Source organism: Streptomyces sp. NPDC001549 (assembly GCF_042894025.1).
Lineage (GTDB): Bacteria > Actinomycetota > Actinomycetes > Streptomycetales > Streptomycetaceae > Streptomyces > Streptomyces kutzneri.
Genome location: NZ_JBIAVJ010000028.1, coordinates 21,775 through 40,354, shown reverse-complemented (window position 1 = coordinate 40,354; position 18,580 = coordinate 21,775). Strand labels below are relative to the sequence as shown.

Annotated in this window: 20 protein-coding genes; 7 read left to right on the top strand and 13 right to left on the bottom strand. The window is 71.6% G+C overall.

What is annotated here, in order from left to right; genetic code table 11:
* Nucleotides 1–3 precede the first annotated feature (3 nt).
* The 8 genes from ACFY04_RS34585 to ACFY04_RS34550 form a co-directional block, all read right to left on the bottom strand.
* Nucleotides 4–453, bottom strand: coding sequence for an NUDIX hydrolase (locus ACFY04_RS34585; RefSeq protein ID WP_389123133.1), 450 nt, complete (start codon nucleotides 451–453; stop codon nucleotides 4–6).
* Nucleotides 437–1,267, bottom strand: coding sequence for an STM4013/SEN3800 family hydrolase (locus ACFY04_RS34580; RefSeq protein ID WP_389123132.1), 831 nt, complete (start codon nucleotides 1,265–1,267; stop codon nucleotides 437–439). The genes ACFY04_RS34585 and ACFY04_RS34580 overlap by 17 nt, the downstream gene beginning before the upstream one ends.
* A complete protein-coding gene (locus ACFY04_RS34575; protein WP_389123130.1) occupies nucleotides 1,264–1,761 on the bottom strand; it encodes a hypothetical protein in 498 nt (165 codons plus the stop codon). Before ACFY04_RS34575 ends, ACFY04_RS34580 begins: the two co-directional genes overlap by 4 nt.
* A complete protein-coding gene (locus tag ACFY04_RS34570) occupies nucleotides 1,754–2,395 on the bottom strand; it encodes a dTMP kinase (RefSeq protein ID WP_389123128.1) in 642 nt (213 codons plus the stop codon). The genes ACFY04_RS34575 and ACFY04_RS34570 overlap by 8 nt, the downstream gene beginning before the upstream one ends.
* On the bottom strand, nucleotides 2,392–3,423 hold the full coding sequence (locus ACFY04_RS34565; RefSeq protein ID WP_389123125.1) for a radical SAM protein: 1,032 nt from the start codon (nucleotides 3,421–3,423) through the stop codon (nucleotides 2,392–2,394). Before ACFY04_RS34565 ends, ACFY04_RS34570 begins: the two co-directional genes overlap by 4 nt.
* A gap of 108 nt (nucleotides 3,424–3,531) precedes the next feature.
* Nucleotides 3,532–3,735, bottom strand: coding sequence for a hypothetical protein (locus ACFY04_RS34560; RefSeq protein ID WP_389123122.1), 204 nt, complete (start codon nucleotides 3,733–3,735; stop codon nucleotides 3,532–3,534).
* Nucleotides 3,732–3,968 (bottom strand): hypothetical protein, encoded by a 237-nt coding sequence (locus ACFY04_RS34555; protein ID WP_389123120.1) that lies wholly within the window; start codon nucleotides 3,966–3,968, stop codon nucleotides 3,732–3,734. Before ACFY04_RS34555 ends, ACFY04_RS34560 begins: the two co-directional genes overlap by 4 nt.
* Complete coding sequence (locus tag ACFY04_RS34550; RefSeq protein ID WP_389123118.1) at nucleotides 3,965–4,255, bottom strand: hypothetical protein; 291 nt, start codon at nucleotides 4,253–4,255, stop codon at nucleotides 3,965–3,967. Before ACFY04_RS34550 ends, ACFY04_RS34555 begins: the two co-directional genes overlap by 4 nt.
* Nucleotides 4,256–4,577: 322 nt before the next feature.
* Between ACFY04_RS34550 and ACFY04_RS34545 the strand changes: the two genes are divergently transcribed.
* The 3 genes from ACFY04_RS34545 to ACFY04_RS34535 all read left to right on the top strand — a co-directional run bounded on the left by ACFY04_RS34545 (nucleotide 4,578) and on the right by ACFY04_RS34535 (nucleotide 6,663).
* Complete coding sequence (locus ACFY04_RS34545) at nucleotides 4,578–5,759, top strand: helix-turn-helix domain-containing protein (RefSeq protein ID WP_389123115.1); 1,182 nt, start codon at nucleotides 4,578–4,580, stop codon at nucleotides 5,757–5,759.
* A 22-nt stretch (nucleotides 5,760–5,781) separates the two neighbouring features.
* Complete coding sequence (locus ACFY04_RS34540) at nucleotides 5,782–6,255, top strand: hypothetical protein (protein ID WP_389123112.1); 474 nt, start codon at nucleotides 5,782–5,784, stop codon at nucleotides 6,253–6,255.
* A 93-nt stretch (nucleotides 6,256–6,348) separates the two neighbouring features.
* Complete coding sequence (locus ACFY04_RS34535; protein WP_389123109.1) at nucleotides 6,349–6,663, top strand: hypothetical protein; 315 nt, start codon at nucleotides 6,349–6,351, stop codon at nucleotides 6,661–6,663.
* 265 nt (nucleotides 6,664–6,928) lie between these two features.
* On the opposite strand, the gene ACFY04_RS34530 is transcribed toward ACFY04_RS34535, so the two are convergent.
* The 3 genes from ACFY04_RS34530 to ACFY04_RS34520 all read right to left on the bottom strand — a co-directional run bounded on the left by ACFY04_RS34530 (nucleotide 6,929) and on the right by ACFY04_RS34520 (nucleotide 10,279).
* Nucleotides 6,929–8,587: a phospho-sugar mutase gene (locus ACFY04_RS34530; RefSeq protein ID WP_389123107.1), complete on the bottom strand. Its 1,659-nt coding sequence runs from the start codon at nucleotides 8,585–8,587 to the stop codon at nucleotides 6,929–6,931.
* Nucleotides 8,588–8,615: 28 nt separating this feature from the next.
* Entirely contained in the window at nucleotides 8,616–9,422 is an 807-nt protein-coding gene (locus ACFY04_RS34525) for a purine-nucleoside phosphorylase (protein WP_030012483.1), read from the bottom strand.
* Between the two features lie 419 nt (nucleotides 9,423–9,841).
* Nucleotides 9,842–10,279, bottom strand: a complete 438-nt coding sequence (locus ACFY04_RS34520; RefSeq protein ID WP_030012228.1) for a gamma-glutamylcyclotransferase — start codon at nucleotides 10,277–10,279, stop codon at nucleotides 9,842–9,844.
* Nucleotides 10,280–10,452: 173 nt separating this feature from the next.
* Between ACFY04_RS34520 and ACFY04_RS34515 the strand changes: the two genes are divergently transcribed.
* Together ACFY04_RS34515 and ACFY04_RS34510 are read left to right on the top strand one after the other, a co-directional pair.
* Entirely contained in the window at nucleotides 10,453–11,892 is a 1,440-nt protein-coding gene (locus ACFY04_RS34515) for an NAD(P)H-quinone dehydrogenase (protein ID WP_389123104.1), read from the top strand.
* A gap of 175 nt (nucleotides 11,893–12,067) precedes the next feature.
* Nucleotides 12,068–13,018 carry a DeoR/GlpR family DNA-binding transcription regulator gene (locus tag ACFY04_RS34510; protein WP_389123102.1) on the top strand — a complete coding sequence of 317 codons (951 nt, stop codon included), beginning with the start codon at nucleotides 12,068–12,070 and terminating at the stop codon, nucleotides 13,016–13,018.
* A gap of 342 nt (nucleotides 13,019–13,360) precedes the next feature.
* On the opposite strand, the gene ACFY04_RS34505 is transcribed toward ACFY04_RS34510, so the two are convergent.
* Nucleotides 13,361–15,124, bottom strand: coding sequence for a biotin carboxylase N-terminal domain-containing protein (locus ACFY04_RS34505; protein WP_389123100.1), 1,764 nt, complete (start codon nucleotides 15,122–15,124; stop codon nucleotides 13,361–13,363).
* A gap of 628 nt (nucleotides 15,125–15,752) precedes the next feature.
* Between ACFY04_RS34505 and ACFY04_RS34500 the strand changes: the two genes are divergently transcribed.
* Together ACFY04_RS34500 and ACFY04_RS34495 are read left to right on the top strand one after the other, a co-directional pair.
* Nucleotides 15,753–17,324, top strand: a complete 1,572-nt coding sequence (locus tag ACFY04_RS34500) for an MFS transporter (RefSeq protein ID WP_389123097.1) — start codon at nucleotides 15,753–15,755, stop codon at nucleotides 17,322–17,324.
* A gap of 133 nt (nucleotides 17,325–17,457) precedes the next feature.
* Nucleotides 17,458–17,955, top strand: a complete 498-nt coding sequence (locus ACFY04_RS34495) for a hypothetical protein (protein WP_389123095.1) — start codon at nucleotides 17,458–17,460, stop codon at nucleotides 17,953–17,955.
* On the opposite strand, the gene ACFY04_RS34490 is transcribed toward ACFY04_RS34495, so the two are convergent.
* Nucleotides 17,936–18,559, bottom strand: a complete 624-nt coding sequence (locus ACFY04_RS34490; protein ID WP_373042595.1) for a nucleoside triphosphate pyrophosphatase — start codon at nucleotides 18,557–18,559, stop codon at nucleotides 17,936–17,938. The two genes, ACFY04_RS34495 and ACFY04_RS34490, sit on opposite strands and share 20 nt — an antisense overlap.
* Nucleotides 18,560–18,580 lie beyond the last annotated feature (21 nt).

Sequence of the window (18,580 nt, the reverse complement as noted above, 5' to 3'; positions counted from 1 at the left end):
TAGTCACTGGGCGGGGGTGCTCGCCGTGCGGCGCTCGGCGAGGAGGAGAGCGAGGGGGCCGCCGGGGAGGAGGAAACGGCCCTCCGTGGCGGCGTCGAGGGCGTCGGCCATGGGCCACCACATCAGCTTGAAGTCCTCTTCGCCTTCGGCGAGCTGCTGGGGTCCGATCGTCAGTCCTTCGGCGAGGTGGAGGGACATGCGGGCCCGGGAGTTGAGGGTGATGGTGTAGGTGCCGAGGTGCTGCCAGGAGGAGGCGGTGATACCTGCCTCCTCCTGGAGTTCGCGTCGTGCGGCTTCCTCATGGGTCTCGCCGGGTTCGAGGCGGCCGCCGGGCAGGAACAGGTAGTCGCCGCCGTGCTTCGGGAAGCGGGTGGTCAGGATGGCGACGAGCCCGGAGGCGTCGCGGGCGACGATGACGGCTGCGTCACGCGTGTTTTCAGGGTGTGGGTCCATGGCTGGGGAGCCTAGACCCGGCTGGTACGAGCATGGCGGCGAACGGCACGTTCATCACTGCAGGGTGTGCAATACCGCGCCCGTGGTAGCCGTCTTCCCCGAACGCATCGCCGTGGTCGGCACACATGATGGCCAGCCACGGCCGGTCTGCCACTAGCCCCTCCACCAGTCGGCCGAGGTGTTCATCGGCGTAGGTGAGCGCGGCCGCCTGCGACTGCCACGTGTCGGCGCTGTCGCCGAGGTAGTGCCCGTGGGGGACGTGGGTGGCGGAGACGTTCACGAACAGGAACAGCGGCCGCCCGGCGTGCTGGTCGGCGACAGTCAGCGCATGGTCGGCCTGGTGGCGGGTGGAATCCGGCTCGGGCGAGCAGAACTCCGGCCGCCAGTGGTCCTCATCGAACATGTCCGGCAGGACCGACCCGAGCGGCGTCTCACGCGAGAAGTACGTGACACCGCCCACGCACACGGTGCGGTATCCGTGCTGTCCGAGACCGGTCAGGAGGTTCGGGGCATCGAAGACGAACGTGCCCTCGTCCACGGTCTTGAAGGCGGGAGGCCGGCACTCCCACAGGCGGGGCGGCTGGTCGGGGGTGGGGAGTTTGGGCAGGAAGCCGGAGAAGAACGCCATGTGTGCGGGGAGGGTGAACGTGCCGGGGGTGCGGCGTTCCTCCCACTGTCCGCCGGGCAGCAGCGCGGCGAGGCGCGGGGTGTGCCCGGCGTGCATAGTGGCGCGGGCGACGTCGTGGCGCAGGGAGTCCAGAGTGACGAACAGGATGTTCGTGCCGGACTCGATGACCTGGCGGGCATTGATCACCGGTCTGCTCCGACCAGGTCGGCCAGGGCGACAATGCGGCCCTTGCAGGTGGCATTGACGGGGATGGGGACACGATCGGCGGCGATCATGGCGCGGATCGCAGCGAGCCCGGTGTCCTCCTGCACCTGGCGGCCGTCCGCGCCGTAGAGGCGGATGGTCACTGTGTGCGGGCCGTCTCCGCTGGTGGTGATTAATGCGCCGGGGATGCCACCGAGGGCGCTCATGGCGTGCAGCAGCCCGGTTTCGTCGGTGGCGCCGGCGTCGGCGACCTCGCATGCGAAGTGGTGAGCGTTGATCGCGCCCTGGAGGAAGCTGTGGTGGAGGCGGCCGGTGGCCGAGCGTCCGTCGTGGGCGACGGCGAGCGCGCCGGTTCGGGTCACCGTCACGAAGCAGGCGGCGACCCACCAGGGCACGCCTTCATGAATCTGCCCGGGGACGCTCCCGTGAATCTGCCCGCCTGTGATCACCGCATCGAGGTCAATGGGGTTAAGCACGCTGCTCCTTGAGGCGGTCGGTGATGAAGTCGGCGAGCTGGTCGGGGGTGCGGCCGTCGGTGTCCAGGAGAACGGCGGTGGGGTCGGTGGCGGCGACCTCTTCGAAGTTGGCCCACAGGGCGGCCAGACGGCCGGGGACGGCGAACAGCTCGGTGTCGTCCTCCTTCGTGTCCGGCTTGATCCCCATGCGCTCCTTCAGCGTCGCCTCCGAGCTGCGCAGGTAGAACGTTGCGTCCGGGACGACCAGGTAGGGGCGGAAGGGAGCCAGGAGCCAGGCCACGTCGTCGGTGGTGGCGCCGCTGACGGCGGCCTGGCAGGCGATCACGGAGGACGTGTACCGGTCGGCGATGACCGGCCGGTGCGCGAGGTCGACGCGGATGGTGTCGGAGGCGTGGAGGAGTCCGGAGAGGTAGAACGCGAGGGCGGGCAGCCGCCGCAGCTCGGCGTGCACCGTTCGCGACCACCCGTCATGCGGGGCGGGCAGGGTGTGCAGGCACATCGCGCCGAGCCGGTCTGCGAGGAGGCGGGCGAGCGTGGACTTGCCGACGGCGGAGACGCCTTCGAGTACGACGAACGGGCCCATCCGTACACCCGTTTCGGCAAGCGGCGCGTACGGGCCGCTGGGGGCGTTCACAGCGTTCCCTCGGTGAACGCGGCGACGTGCGCGGCGACCGCGTCCGGGATCCTCTCCGGGGTGTCCAGCAGAGGCAGGAGGCTGAGGCGCAGGTCATCACGCAGCAGACAAGGTTGCAGGCCCCCGGCGTGGTCCAGGCGCAGCGCCCAGAATCCTTCGATGCACTTGGGGCGGAGGGAGCAGGTGCCGCACTGTCCGACGTGGTGGCGGCCGAGATCGCGGTGGATGACGTCGATCTCGACATCGTCCACGGTGAAGATGCGCCGCCCCTGCCCGACGCCGTACGCCTCGACCCGCTCATGGCGGGTCAGGGTCCGAAGGTGGCGGATGATTCCGTCGGCGCTGATGGCGGAGGATTTCCGGGAGGTGTTGTGCTCGGTCTCTACCAGCTCGATGAACTGGACGGGCATCCGCCGGTCCAAGGCGAAGTCCAGGATGCGCGTCAGTTCGTGTTCGTTCTCCTTCTGCATCAGCGTGTTGAGTTCGACCGCGGGGAACATCCCACGGGCCGCGTCGATGCCGTCGAGGACCACGTCCAGGCTCATGCGGGTGCCCGCGATGGCCCGGAACGTGTCGTCCGAGAAGTAGTGCAGCGACACCTTCACCTTGTCGAGGCCGGTATAGGGCAGCCAGTCCTCGTTCGCCCGGATCAGCGTCCCGTTCGTGATCAGCGTGTACGACACGTCGGGTTCACGTACGGGCAGTCGGGTGAGGACGTCGTGGGCGATCGGGGACAGCAGGGGGTCGCCGCCGGTGAAGTACACACGGCGCAGTCCGGCCCCGATCAGCTCTCGCATGATGGTGATGAAGCCGGCGGCGTCCAGCTCGCCGGGCCGGGGGCGTGCGCTGCGGTTGATGCGGGTCAGCGGCGGGGGGACGTCGCCCTCGTTGTGGCAGAACCAGCAGGCCACGTTGCACTTGGGGGTCAGGGACACGCGGAACTGTCCGCGCAGGTGTGCGAAGTTCCGCAGCGCCGTCCAGCCGTGGTCGGGCGGTGGGCTGATGAGTGGGATGAGCTGGGATGTCACGGTGGTGCCCCTCTCGCTTGAACGGGTGGGCAGGAAGTCGTGAGCGTGGTCGGGGTGTCTGTGCGGATCCGCACCACGTCCGGACGCGGTGCGGGCCCTGCGGCCCGGCTACATGAAGCCCGGAGACTCGGCGTGGAGTTCTTTCCTGGTCTTGATGACCCGAAGCCCGTTGGGGTGGTCGGCTTCCCGGGTGTTTCCGGTGCCCCCGAACACGGGGCGCAGGATCGGTGTTCCGCCGCGCCGGTCGGTGTAGATCCACCGGCCGCCGCCGGGGCCGTCTTCGACCAGGTCCCCGATCTGGGCGTCGCTCACCGGGTACCGCCGGCGTGGGAGATGTTGGAGGCCGCGGTGGTCCACTCGATTCCTCCGCCGGTGGGGCGGATGTGGGCGATCTCCAGCAGACGGCCGCCGTGGCGTTCCTCGGTGACGCAGGTCAGGGTGCCGGTGAGGCCGTTGGCGATGTCGCGGACGGTCTCGCCGGTCAGCGGGTGGTCGATGGTGTGCCACTCGCCGCCGGAGACCGGGCCCGAGATGCGGCCGGTCACCGGGCCCACCCCTGGATGCGTGCGGCGGAGATTTCCATGGGGTGTGCCGGTCTCAGGTATTCGGGGGTGGCGACCCACTCGCGGCCGCCTTCGAGTGGACGTACGTATCCGTAGCCGGGGAACGCGTCGGTCGGAGTGCCGTAGCGGGCGAGGACGCCCACGGCCAGGTGCTCGGGGGCTTCCATCGCACGGACGGTGGTGCCGGGCGTCGGCCGGAGGTGGCGGGGCAGTGCGATGGCGCGCGGGAATCGGCGCTGATGGTCCTGGATCTGCGTCGTGATCGTCATCGCCGCCGCCCTGGGGGTCGTGGTGGGTTGTCGGGGGTGTGCGGGTGGCCGTCTCTCGGCTGTGGCTGGTGCAGAGAGGGCCACCGCGCACCAGGACCGGGAAGGGGGAAGTCCCCGGCCTTTGGAGGGAATTGGTGCTGCGCTCAGTCAACGGTCACTCTGCGGCGTGCGACCATCACCGATGCGGCACCCGCATACGGATATGCGCAAAGCGGGTAAGGGCATGTACCTGGGGCCGTGTGAGCTCGTAGCGTGGGGGTAGCGGGTGAATTTGCAGTCGGCGCCGGTGCGGGATGCGTCCCGGGCAGGCGATTACGGCCGCGTGATCGAACTGGTCCGCAAAGACCAGCGGATGACGCAAGGCCAGTTAGGGGAGGCGCTGCGCCTGTCGCAGTCTGCGGTGTCCCGGCTGGAAAAACGCGGGCCGGGCGCGTACAGCACGGATGTCCTGACCGCCGTGGCTGCGCACCTGGGGATCCCTCCGGCTCTGCTGGGGCTCGCCGGTGCGGGCGGCGGTGTGCAGGCGGAAGACGGATCAGATGTGAAACGCAGGAACTTCCTGGGCGGCGCGGCCGCGGCTGTTGCCGCGCCGACCCTCTCGTTGCTCCCTGACGGGGACAGCAGGAGCGGGCAGGCGGCCGCGTTGAGGCTGTCGACCAGCGCATATCGGCGGCTGGACGGGATGACTCCATCGCGGGACCTGACGGAGGCCGTGCACGGGCACATGCGGCTTATCCGGACCATCAGCAGTACCGCCGGCGCAGCGGATCGGGCGCGGCTGGCAGCAGTGGGCAGTGAGGCGGCGAGCCTGGCCGGGTGGCTGGCCTGGGACATGGGCGACAACGGGTCCGCGCGGGCCTGGTACGGGTCGGCGATCAAGGCGGCGCAGGCGGCCGCTGACCCGCTGCTGGCCGCCTATCAGATGGGAAGCCTGGCACAGTTCGAGGCGCACGCCGGTAACGGGATCCAAGCCCTGAACCTTGCCCAGCGGGCCCGGCGTGCTCTCGGGGAGGAATGTCCTCCAGTCGCGGATGCGTGGCTGTCTTCGGTGGAAGCTCTCGGATATGCGGCGTCCGGTGACCGGCGCAGCACGGACAAGGCGCTCGCCGCTTCCCGTGGGCGAGCGCAAACGCTGCCGGAAGAGCTGCCGCCGTGGCCGTGGGTTTTCGCGTTCGGCCCGGCGAAGGTCGCGGCCTGCCGGGTGACGTGCGGGGCCTGGCTCGGTATCTCGGACTGGGTGGCGGAAGGCGATGTGGAAGCCCTCACGACCGGGCACGCGAAACAGCGCGCGCTCCTGGTGCTCGACATCGCGGCCGGGCATCTGGCCGGTGGGCGGGTTGAGGCCGCGTTCGCTCTGGCTGGGCGGTCCCTGGACACGGCCTTGCAGTACCGGTCCGGGCGGATCGTGGAACGGGCCCGCGATGTGCGCCGGTCTCTGACCAGCGTCTCACCACCGAAGATCGTGCGTGAGTTCGATGAGCGCCTTCACGGCGTCTACCTCTAGAGCGAAAGAAATGGAGATGGGGATGCGGGTAGGGATTACCGGGCACCGCGGACTGAGTCTGCTGGTCGAAAGAGAAGTCCGAGTGCTGATGGCCGAAGCTGTCGCCCGCCATGACCTGGCGGAGCTGGTAGGCATCTCCTGCATCGCGGACGGGCCGGACGCCTGGTTCGCTGACGCGGTCCTGGACGCCGGCGGACGCCTCGAAGTCGTCGTTCCCGCCACCAAGTACCGCGAGAGCCTGCCCGACTGGCACCACCCCGTCTACGACCGGCTGATCGCGCAGGCCGCGGATGTGCACCACACGGGCATGACGGTCTCGGACTCGGCGGCGCACATGGCGGGCAGTGAGATCCTCGTGGGCCTGGCGGACGAACTCCTCGCCGTCTGGGACGGAGAACCGTCATGGGGACCTGGGGGCACGGCGGACGTGGTCGCCTACGCCGAGCGCAGTGGTGTCCCCGTACGCGTGCTGTGGCCCGCAGGAGCCTCCCGGTGACCAGTCAGCCTGAGCTGCTCCACTACACCCACGATGATCTGCTCGATACGGCAAACCCTCCTGGACGTCCACGCCGACGCCTATGCGGACTGCATGAACGAGGAGCTCGTCCAACGCTTTCCGTGGCCCGTGGACCACTGGGGCGGCAATCCCGGCTTCACCTGGCGATCGCGCGGGAGGGAGATGTGCCGGTCGGGTTCTCCTACGGGGCCCTGCCGCCGAAGCCGCCAGTGGTGGCAAGGGCACCTCGACACCCAGCCCGCCGACCCTGCCACCTTCCACGTCTCCGAGCTGATGGTGCACCCGAAATGGCGCAAGACCGGCCTCGGTCCGCGCCTGCACGATTCGCTCCTCGAAGGCCGCGGCGAGGCATCCGCAGTCTTGACCGTGGACACGAAGCGGCCCTGATCGCAGGCCATGTACGAGGGTGGGGCTACCGGAAGGTCGGCGAGAACCAGCCCTTCGCCGACTCGCCGGTGTATGCGGTGATGCTGCTGGAGCGGAGCGACCGTTGACTGCAAGGAGCGTCGACATGACGAGCGATGCCCCGCCGGGTTCATCCGGCGGCGCCCCGAACGCCGGCGGAGCTTTCGCCCGGGTACGGCGACGGCCCCCCGAGCAGGAGCTCGGGGGGCCGTCGGCCCTGACCGGACGGGGTCAGGCGTAGGGGGCCTCAGATGCCCATGGCCGCCGAGAGGTCCTTCTTGATCGCGTCCAGGACCTCCTGGCCGCGGGCGCGGGCCGCCGCCAGGTCGGAGGCCTCGGCCACCGGGACCACGACCTCCAGGTAGCACTTCAGCTTGGGCTCGGTACCCGACGGGCGGGCGATGACCCGGGCCTTGTACGTGCCGTCCAGGTAGTAGCGCAGGCCGTCCGTGGGCGGGAGGGTCTCCGTGCCCTTGGACAGGTCCTCCGCCGAGACCACCCGCAGACCCGCCAGCGAGACCGGCGGCTGCGCGCGCAGCGCCGCCATCGCGTCGGCGATGATCGACAGGTCCGAGACGCGCACCGACAGCTGGTCCGTGGCGTGCAGGCCGTGGGCCATCGCCAGGTCGTCCAGCAGGTCGGTCAGGGTGCGGCCCTGCTCCTTGAGCACCGAGGCCAGCTCCGCCACGAGCAGGGCGGCGGTGACGCCGTCCTTGTCGCGGACGCCCTCGGGGTCCACGCAGTAGCCGAGCGCCTCCTCGTAGCCGTAGCGCAGGCCCTCGACGCGGGCGATCCACTTGAAGCCGGTGAGGGTCTCCTCGTAGCCGACGCCCGCCGCCTCCGCGATCCGGCCCAGGAGGCTGGAGGAGACGATGGACTCGGCGAAGACGCCGCGAGCGCCCTTGTGGACCAGGTGGGCCGCCAGCAGCGCGCCGACCTCGTCGCCGCGCAGCATCCGCCAGCCGTCCACGGTGGGCACGGCCACGGCGCAGCGGTCCGCGTCCGGGTCGTTGGCGATCACGATGTCGGGCTGGACCCCGGCGGCCTTCGCGAAGGCCAGGTCCATCGCGCCCGGCTCCTCCGGGTTCGGGAACGCCACGGTCGGGAAGGCCGGGTCGGGCTCGGCCTGCTCGGCGACGAGCACCGGCTCGGGGAAGCCGTGCCGGGCGAAGGCCGCCATGACGACGTCCTTGCCGACGCCGTGCATGGCCGTGTAGACGGTCCGCACACCCCGGGGCGAGCCGGGGGTCAGGACGGCGTCCGTGCGCGCCAGGTAGGCCTCCAGGACCTCGTCGCCGAGCTCCTGCCAGCCCGCCTCGGGGCGCGGTACGTCGGCCAGCTTCTCGACCGCCGCGATCTGCGCCGCGATCTCGGTGTCGGCCGGGGAGACGATCTGCGAGCCGTCGCCGAGGTAGACCTTGTAGCCGTTGTCCCGGGGAGGGTTGTGGCTCGCGGTCACCTCGACGCCGGCGACGGCGCCGAGGTGCCTTATCGCGTACGCGAGGACGGGCGTCGGCAGTGGGCGGGGCAGGAGGGCCGCGCGCAGCCCGGCGCCGGTCATGACGGCCGCGGTGTCGCGGGCGAAGTCCGCCGACTTGAAGCGGGCGTCGTAGCCGACGACGACCAGGCCGCCGTCGTGGCCCTGGGCCTTCAGGTAGGCCGCGAGGCCCGCCGCGGCCCGGATGACCACGCCGCGGTTCATCCGCATCGGACCGGCGCCGATCTCACCGCGCAGTCCGGCGGTGCCGAACTGCAGGGTGCCCGAGAAACGGTCCGCGAGCTCCGCGGTGTCGCCCGCCTCGATGAGCGCGGCCAGTTCCGCGGCCGTCTCCGGGTCCGGGTCCTCGGCCAGCCAGGCCTGCGCCCGGATGATCAGGTCGTCCTGTGCCTGTGCCTGTTCCTGCACTGCTTCCGCCTTAGCTCTCGTACGTCGATCAGATGCGGGCGAGGACCTGCGTCAGCAGCGTGCCCATGCGGGCGGCCGAGTCGCGGCCGGCCTGGAGGACCTCTTCGTGGTTCAGCGGCTCGCCGGACAGGCCCGCCGCCAGGTTGGTGACCAGGGAGATGCCGAGCACCTCGGCGCCGGCCTCACGGGCGGCGATGGCCTCCAGGACGGTGGACATGCCGACCAGGTCGGCACCCATGACGCGGATCATGTTGATCTCGGCCGGGGTCTCGTAGTGCGGGCCGGGGAACTGGACGTAGACGCCCTCTTCGAGGCTCGCGTCGATCTCCTTGCACATCGCGCGCAGGCGCGGCGAGTACAGGTCGGTGAGGTCGACGAAGTTCGCGCCGACGATCGGCGAGGTGGCCGTCAGGTTGAGGTGGTCGCTGATCAGGACGGGCTGGCCGGGCTTCATGCCCTCGCGCAGACCGCCGCAGCCGTTGGTCAGCACGACGGTCTTGCAGCCGGCGGCGACGGCGGTGCGCACGCCGTGGGCGACGGCGGCGACGCCGCGGCCCTCGTAGTAGTGGGTCCGGCCGAGGAAGACCAGGGCGCGCTTGTCGCCGATCTTGTACGAGCGGATCTTGCCGCCGTGGCCCTCGACGGCGGCGGGCGGGAAGCCGGGCAGCTCGGTGACGAGGAACTCGGCCTCGGGGGCGCCGAGCGCCTCTGCGGCGGGGGCCCATCCGGAGCCCATGACGAGGGCGACATCGTGGGTGTCCACGCCGGTCAGCTCACGCAGGCGGGCGGCTGCGGCGTCGGCGGCGGCGAAGGGGTCGGTAACAGATGCGTTCACGCGGACGAGCGTAACTCCTTCGGGCCTACGCGCGTAGATGGCACAGCTCACGGTGTTCGGATCGTTGCCTTGTCGTTTCCGCCGAAACGTCCCCGGAGGGGTGGCGGGGGCCGTGCGGTGGCGCTGCCGCCGGGGTGCCGGGGGCTTCGCGCCGCGGCGTCGGCGGGGCCGAAAGATCGGGGCTCCGCCCCGGACCCCGCGCCTCGATCTCCCCCAGCTACCGCTGGGAGGTGCCCCCTGGCGGGGCTGGGGTGGGGGCGCCGCCCCGAACCCCGCGCCTCAAGCGCCGGCGGGGCTGGAACAGCGGGGCCTCTGCCCCGGGCACCGTGCCTCAGGCGCGGGCTGGGCCGGAACAGCGGGCGGAGGCCCGGGTCCCGCGCCGTGGCGGGGCTGGAATGCCGAGCGGCCCCGCAGGGGGGTCAGCAGGGGCGCTTGCGGATTTCCATCACGTAGTCGTGGGGGGCGCCCGCGGACTCGGCGGCATCCGCGATCTCGCCGAGGTAGCGCGCCGAGGGCAGGCCGCCCTCGTAGCCGTTCAGGACGTACACCCAGGCCGCCTCCTCGCCGTCCAGCGTGTGCACGCGCACCCGCATCCGGCGGTAGATGTCGAGTCCGACACCCTCCCAGCGGTCCATCGAGTCCTCGTCCAGCGGCGCGATGTCGTACAGCGCGACGAAGACCTGGTGGCGCGGGGCTTCGACGATCGTGGCGAGAGCGCCCTCCCAGCCCATCTGCTCGCCGCCGAAGGTCAGCCGCCAGTCGTTGATCCAGCCCGTGCCGCGCAGCGGCGAATGCGGAGCGCGGCGCGTCATCAGCCGCGGGTCGAGGTTGCCGGCGTACGCGGCGTAGAGCGACATGTGGTCGAGAGTACGGGAGGGGTGCCCGTGCACGCGTGCCCGGATGGCGGGACCGGGCGCGAAGCACCTTGAAGCGTGCGGGACAATGGGGCACGGAATGCATCCCCCGGGGAGACCCCCCGGAACACCGGCCGGGGCGGCAGCCGGCCGGGTAGACGTGAGGCGGACTTTTCGTGACCCGGATCGTGATCATCGGCGGCGGACCCGGCGGGTATGAGGCAGCCCTGGTGGGGGCCCAGCTCGGCGCGGAGGTGACCGTCGTCGACTGCGACGGTCTGGGCGGGGCCTCGGTCCTGACCGACTGCGTACCTTCCAAGACTCTGATCGCGACCGCCGAGGTGATGACGACCTTCGACTCCTCGTACGAGGAGCTCGGCATCGTCGTCGCGGACGACACCCCGCACATCGAGCAGGCCGCGCGCGTCGTCGGCGTGGACCTCGGCAAGGTGAACCGGCGCGTCAAGCGCCTCGCGCTCGCCCAGTCGCACGACATCACCGCCTCCGTCACCCGGGCCGGCGCCCGCGTGGTGCGCGGCCGCGGCAAGCTCGGCGGGCCGCAGGGCATCGACGGCACCCGGGACGTCATCGTCACCGCCGCCGACGGGTCCGAGACGATCCTGACGGCGGACGCCGTCCTGATCGCGACCGGCGGCACCCCCCGCGAGATCCCCGACGCCATGCCCGACGGCGAGCGGATCCTGAACTGGACCCAGGTCTACGACCTCGACGAGCTCCCCGAGGAGCTCATCGTGGTCGGCTCCGGTGTGACCGGCGCCGAGTTCGCCGGGGCGTACCAGGCCCTCGGTTCCCGGGTGACCCTCGTGTCCTCCCGCGACCGCGTGCTGCCCGGCGAGGACCCGGACGCCGCCGCCGTGCTGGAGGACGTCTTCCGGCGCCGCGGCATGAACGTCGTGGGGCGCTCGCGCGCCGAATCCGCCAAGCGGGTGGGCGACCGGGTCGAGGTCACCCTCTCCGACGGCCGCGTGCTGACCGGTACGCACTGCCTGATGGCGGTCGGCGCGATCCCCAACACCAAGAACATGAACCTGGAGGAGTCCGGGGTCCGACTCAAGGACTCCGGGCACATCTGGACCGACAAGGTCTCGCGGACCTCCGCGCCCGGCGTGTACGCCGCCGGTGACGTCACGGGCGTCTTCGCGCTCGCGTCGGTCGCGGCGATGCAGGGCCGCATCGCGATGTACCACTTCCTCGGTGACGCGGTGGCCCCGCTGAACCTCAAGACGGTCTCCTCGAACGTCTTCACCGACCCCGAGATCGCCACCGTCGGCTACACCCAGGCGGACGTGGACGCCGGCAAGATCGACGCCCGCATGGTGAAGCTCCCGCTGCTGCGCAACCCGCGGGCCAAGATGCAGGGCATCCGGGACGGCTTCGTGAAGCTGTTCTGCCGCCCGGGCACCGGCATCGTCGTCGGCGGCGTGGTCGTCTCCCCGCGCGCGAGCGAGCTGATCCACCCCATCTCGATCGCTGTCGACAACAACCTGACGGTCGAGCAGATCGCAAACGCGTTCACCGTGTACCCCTCGCTCTCGGGCTCGATCGCCGAGGTGGCTCGCCAGCTGCACACGCGGAAGGCCGCCGGGGAGGCCTGATCCCGGCTAACCGCCGCATGCCGTAAGGGGTTTGGGGCGGGGCGCGGATTCGTGGCAAGAAGTTCACGCAACTCTCGGGCTGCGTATACCACTAGTCGCCCCGCCTTACGGACAACTTCGGTATTCCGGCGTAAAGAGCTGAAAGCAGACGGTCGTTGGGGTTACTGTCAGTTTCGTGTTCGCTGCAGAACGTCGCCAATTGATCCTCGAAATGGTGCGGGCCAACGGAGCGGTATCGCTCCGGGAGCTCGCCCGCGTCGTCCAGACCTCCGAAGTGACCGTACGGCGGGACGTGCGGGCACTGGAGGCAGAAGGACTCCTCGACCGCCGACACGGCGGTGCGGTCTTGCCGGGCGGTTTCACGCGGGAGTCCGGCTTTCCGCAAAAGTCCCATCTCGCGACGGCGGAGAAGACCGCCATTGCCGATGTCGCGGCCTCCCTCGTCGAAGAGGGCGAGGCCGTCGTCGTCGGCGCGGGCACCACGACCCAGGAGCTGGCCCGTCGGCTCGCCCGCGTGCCCGGACTGACCGTCGTCACCAACTCGCTGCTCGTCGCCCAGGCCCTGGCCCACGCGAACCGGGTGGAGGTGGTCATGACCGGCGGCACCCTGCGCGGGTCCAACTACGCCCTCGTGGGCAGCGGAGCCGAGCAGTCCCTCCAGGGGCTTCGGGTCTCCCGGGCCTTCCTGTCGGGCAGCGGTCTGACCGCCGAGCGCGGGCTGTCCACGTCCAACATGCTGTCCGCCAGCGTGGACCGGGCGCTGGTGCAGGCGGCGGCGGAGGTGGTGGTGCTGGCCGACCACACGAAGCTCGGTACCGACACCATGTTCCAGACCGTGCCCACCGATGTGATGACGCGGCTGGTGACGGACGAGCCGCCACCGCACGACGACCGGGCGGGTGCGGAGCTGCAGGCGCTGGCGGACCAGGGCGTGCAGATCACCGTGGCCGGCGGGGCCGTGGCCTCCGGCGGTGTGGACGGGATGCAGGGGCGGCGGCCGCGCCGCGAGTCGCCGTTGCCGGTGCAGCGGCGGGGCGGGCCGACGGGGCAGCTGCGGAGTGCGGCCGGCGGGATGCTGGAGCCGCAGGCGGAGCGGGCGCGCGTGGCGGACATGCGCCGCCGCTAGTCCCGGCGGGCCGTGTGCCGGGGGCGCTGCCCCCAGACCTCCGCGGCGCAAAAGCCGGCGGGGCTGGGGGTTCCGCCCCCCCGCCGGGTTTGGGGCGGGGGGGCCGCCCCCCCGACCGCGCCCCCCCAGCCAAAACGGGGCCCCCGGGCGGGGCCCCCGCTTGGCCGGGGGGGCGGGGGGGGGGGGGCGCGCCCCCACGACCGCCGCCCCACACCCGCGGGGGGGGCGTTAGGACCCCCCCCGCCGGCGTTTGAGGCGCGGAGGCAGCGCCCCCGGAACGGCGCCGCACATGCGAAACGGGGCCCCCGGGGCGGGAAGCCCCGGGAACCCCGTCGAAGGACGTCAGTCCTTGATCTCGCAGATCGTGGCACCCGAGGTGACGGACGCGCCGACCTCGGCGCTGAGGCCGACGACGGTGCCGGAGCGGTGCGCGTTCAGCGGCTGCTCCATCTTCATGGCTTCGAGTACGACGACCAGGTCGCCCTCGTTGACCTGCTGGCCCTCCTCGACCGCGACCTTGACGATCGTGCCCTGCATCGGGGAGGCGAGCGTGTCGCCGGAGGCGGCCGGGCCGGACTTCTTGGCCGCGCGGCGCTTCGGCTTCGCGCCACCGGCGGCGGCCGTGCGGGCCAGGGTCATGCCCAGGGACGACGGGAGCGAGACCTCCAGGCGCTTGCCGCCGACCTCGACGACCACCGTCTCGCGGCCCGGCTCGTCCTCGGTGTCCTCCGGGGCCGGAGCCGTGAACGCCGGGATCTCGTTGACGAACTCGGTCTCGATCCACCGGGTGAAGACGGTGAAGGGGCTGCCGTCCGTGGGGGCGAACGCCGGGTCGGCGACGACCGCACGGTGGAAGGGGATGGCCGTGGCCATGCCCTCGATCTCGAACTCGGCGAGCGCGCGGGCGGCGCGCTGCAGGGCCTGCTCGCGGGTGGCACCGGTGACGATCAGCTTGGCCAGGAGCGAGTCCCAGGCCGGGCCGATCACGGAGCCGGACTCGACGCCCGCGTCGAGGCGGACGCCCGGGCCCGACGGAGCGGCGAACTTCGTCACCGTGCCGGGCGCCGGGAGGAAGCCGCGGCCCGGGTCCTCGCCGTTGATGCGGAACTCGATGGAGTGACCGCGCAGGACCGGGTCGCCGTAGCCGAGCTCCTCGCCGTCGGCGATGCGGAACATCTCACGGACCAGGTCGATGCCGGAGACCTCTTCGGTGACCGGGTGCTCCACCTGGAGGCGGGTGTTGACCTCCAGGAAGGAGATCAGGCCGTCGGCGGAGACGAGGAACTCGACGGTGCCGGCGCCGACGTAGCCGGCTTCCTTCAGGATGGCCTTGGAAGCGGCGTACAGCTCCGCGTTCTGAGCCTCGGTCAGGAACGGCGCCGGGGCCTCCTCCACGAGCTTCTGGTGGCGGCGCTGGAGCGAGCAGTCACGGGTCGACACGACGACGACGTTGCCGTGCGAGTCGGCCAGGCACTGGGTCTCGACGTGGCGGGGCTTGTCGAGGTAGCGCTCGACGAAGCACTCGCCGCGGCCGAAGGCGGCGACGGCCTCACGGACGGCGGAGTCGTAGAGCTCCGGTACCTCTTCGAGGGTGCGGGCGACCTTCAGACCGCGACCGCCACCACCGAAGGCCGCCTTGATGGCGATCGGCAGGCCGTGCTCCTTGGCGAAGGCGACGACCTCGTCGGATCCGGAGACCGGGTCCGGCGTACCGGCGACCAGCGGAGCCCCGGCGCGCTGGGCGATGTGACGGGCGGCCACCTTGTCGCCGAGGTCACGGATGGCCTGCGGCGGCGGGCCGATCCAGGTCAGGCCGGCGTCGATCACGGCCTGGGCGAAGTCGGCGTTCTCGGAGAGGAAGCCGTATCCGGGATGGATGGCGTCCGCACCGGAGTCGGCTGCGGCCTGGAGGACCTTGGAGATGTCCAGGTAGCTGGCGGCCGGGGTGTCACCGCCCAACGCGAAAGCTTCGTCGGCCGCGCGGACGTGCAGAGCGTCCCGGTCCGGATCGGCGTAGACGGCTACGCTCCCGATCCCGGCGTCCCGGCAGGCCCGAGCAACGCGGACAGCGATTTCGCCACGGTTGGCGATGAGCACCTTGCGCACGATGGCTCCCTCCTTGAAACAAGCTGAGTTTAGGGACAGCCCACACGGCCTTTCGACCCTTCCCCGGTGGTGACCTTGCCCACACAGAGTGTGATGCGAGGGCCGAACCGCCGGGGAACCCTTGTGGCGCCCCAGGTCAGGGGGATCCCCGACTGCACAGTAACCCCGTCGTGTATCCAAGGTCTCTGTCCCCCCGGTCAGCGGCCCCGGGTGATTCTTTGTCGAGTCCCTACGAACGGCCCACAGTTTCTTTGCGGTCGTGAGAGGAGTTGTCCCCTTGTTTACTGATTGGTAGCCCGGTCGTCCCGCAGGGCGAACAGGGACAACACCGTACCCACAGCGATGTGGCCCGCACGGGCCCGGGCGGGCGGCAGCGCGCCGGGCGTGTCCTACGGATGGACGACACCGGGGCCCCCGACCGCGCGGCGGCGGCGATACCGGCGAGTTGACAACCCGGGCGGGCCGGACGGCGTCTTACGGACGGCGCGCGAACGGCGACGCCGGGACGGCGATGAGACGACGGCGAGACGAGGACGAGGCACATGGCGTTAGAGGACTCCTTCCGGGAGCCCGTTCCCACCCGGTCCGACGCAGCGGAGGCCGGGTGCTGCTCACCGGCTGCCGAAGCGTGAGCGCCGGGACGGAGGCGTCCACGGATCCGGCCGGGCGCCGGGTCCTGTCGGCGGCGCTGTTCGCGAGCGCCCCGGCGGAGGTCCTCGATTTCCTGCTGCCGCTGTGGGCGGGGTCGACGCTGGGCGCCGGGGCCTCCGCGGTCGGCGCGCTGATCGCCTTCGAGGCGGTGCTGTCGCTGATCGTGCGCCCACTGGCCGGGGAACTGGCCGACCGCTTCGACCAGCGGCGGGTGGCCGCGGCAGGTGCGGGTCTGTACGCCCTGTCGTTCGCGGGCTACGCGCTCGCCGACTCGCTGGTGGTGGCCTTCGTCACGGCGGGCCTGGGCGGCGCCGGGGGCGCCCTGTTCTGGGTCGCGCTGCGGGCCTGGACCGGGCAGCGGGCGCAGAACGGTGACGGCACCTCGGCGTACGGCACGTTGCTGTCGGCGGAGGGTCAGGGCGCCTTCGTCGGCTACCTGGTGGCGTTCTCCCTGCTGGAACGCGGCGGCTATCCGCTGCTGTTCTGGCTGGGCAGCGCCGCCTGCGCGATGGCCATGGCCTCGCTGCTGCGCGGGCCCCGCCAGGAGCGGGCCCGCGCCGCGACCGGGCGCGGGGAGCGGTGGGGTGCGGCGGAGCGCCGGCTGCTGCCGCTGATGGTGGTGTCCGCGGTGACGGCCGCCGCCGAGGCGGGGCTGTGGATGCTCCTGCTGCTCCGGATGCAGGCGGACCTGGGGCTCTCCCCGAACGAGATCGCGCTGGTCTTCACCCCCGGCTTCGTGGTGTTCGTCCTGCTGCCGGCGCACGCGCACCACCTCACCGACCGGCTGGGCCGTACGCCGGCCATGGTCGCCTCGTTCGCGGCGAGCGCCCTGTTCGCCGCGGGGCTCGCGGTGCTCTCCACGCCACCGGCCATCGCCGTCTTGTGGACCGTGGCCGCCGCCTGTTTCGCCGCGCAGATCCCGGTGGAGCAGGCGACCGTGGCCGCCGCCTCCGGGGGGCGGATCGGCCGGGCCATGGGCCTGTACGAGAGCGCCCGCCTGGCCGGTGTGGTGGTCGGCCCACTGGTGATGGGCCTGCTCTACGAGGAGGCAGGCTGGGCGGCCGCCTGCGGGGCGGCCGCGGCCACCTCGGTCGTGGGGGCGCTCGTGGTGCCGTACGCGGTCCGCACCCTGGGCCTGGCGGAGGAGAGGAAGAAGCCCGAGCCGCCGACCGGCGGCGTGGGAGAGGACAGAAAGGACATCGGCATCGACATGGGCAGCGACACGGACACGGACATGGACATGAGCGAGCGGGAAGCGGCGCGGCAGCCGTCGGCGGAGACCGTCCCCGGGCCGAAGGCCCACGCCCGCAAGGAGCGGCGGGACTGGTACGTCCACACGGCCGCGTTCGCGCTGGGGCAGCTGATCCTGTGGGCCCTGGACTCCAGCTGGCTGGTCTGGCAGATCACGGACGGCGGCGTGCCCGACGATCAGCGCGGACCGCTGGTCTGGGCCGGCCGGATCTGGCTGACCATCTGGGTGATCGACACCATCTGGTCCTGGTCGTACACCGTCTGGCCGCGGGAGAAGAAGCCGAAGTCGTCGTCGTAGTCCCGCCGTACGGTGCTCCGCGGGGCGGGAGGCGTCCGCAAGCCGGGTGTGCGGATGTCTTGCCCCCCGGGCTACCCGTTAGTAGCCTCCAGGGCGTCGAACGGGCTTGTGACGCGTGGGAGGTGGGGGCATCGTGCTGCGAAGACTCGTGGCCGGACTGGCCGCGATCGTGCTCGTCGTGGAAGCGGCGGTGCTCGTCCTCGTCCACATCGTGCTGGGCCGGACCACGGCGAACCAGTCGATGTCGATCGCGGGCAGCGATCCGGATGTCATGTCCAAGGCGACTTACGCCATGGGGGCGGGCATGGGCGCCTTCCTCGTCCTGTGCGCCGTGCTCGCCGCCGTCACCGCGCTGCGCGACCGCTCCCCGGGCCGCTTCGGCCGCGTCGTGCTCGTCAGCGGCGCCGTCACCCACGGAGTGCTCGGCATCCTCTCCGTCGCCCTGGTCGGCTGGGCCGCCTTCGCGACGATGATGCTGATCCTGTGCCTCCTCGTACTGACCCTGACGTCCTACGCCGCCCGGCCCGCCCGGCCCGGCGGGAGCGGCGGCGGCGAGGGCGATGCGGGCGGGGACACCCCACCACTGCCGCCACCGCCGCCGTTCGGGGAACTCAAGCCCACAAGTCCGTGATGGACACGTCCAGTTCGCCCAGCAGGGAACGCAGCAGCGGCAGCGACAGGCCGATGACGTTGCCGTGATCCCCGTCGATGCCGTCGATGAACGGCGCCGACAGCCCGTCCAGGGTGAACGCCCCCGCCACGTGCAGGGGCTCCCCGCTCGCCACGTACGCCGCCACCTCCGCGTCCGTGGGCTCACCGAACCGCACCGTCGTCGACGCCGTGGCCGAGACCTGACGGCCGTCCGCCGTGTCGATCACACAGTGCCCGGTGCGCAGCACGCCCGACCGTCCGCGCATCGACTTCCAGCGCGCGGTGGCCTCCTCGGCGTCCGCCGGCTTGCCCAGCGCCTCGCCGTCCAGCTCCAGCACCGAGTCGCAGCCGATCACCAGGGTGCCCGCGGCCTCGTCCAGCCCCGCCACGACGGCGGCCTTCGCCTCGGCGAGGGCCAGCGCCAGGGCGGCCGGCTCGTCGTGGTTCAGGGTGTCCTCGTCGAACCCGCTGACGATCACGTGCGGCGCGAGCCCGGCCTGCCGCAGCAGGTTCAGCCGGGCGGGGGAGGCGGAGGCGAGGACGAGCTTGCGCCCGGACGTCGAGGGCTCAGGTGTCGCAGTCATGGAGGCCATCGTAGGCGCGGC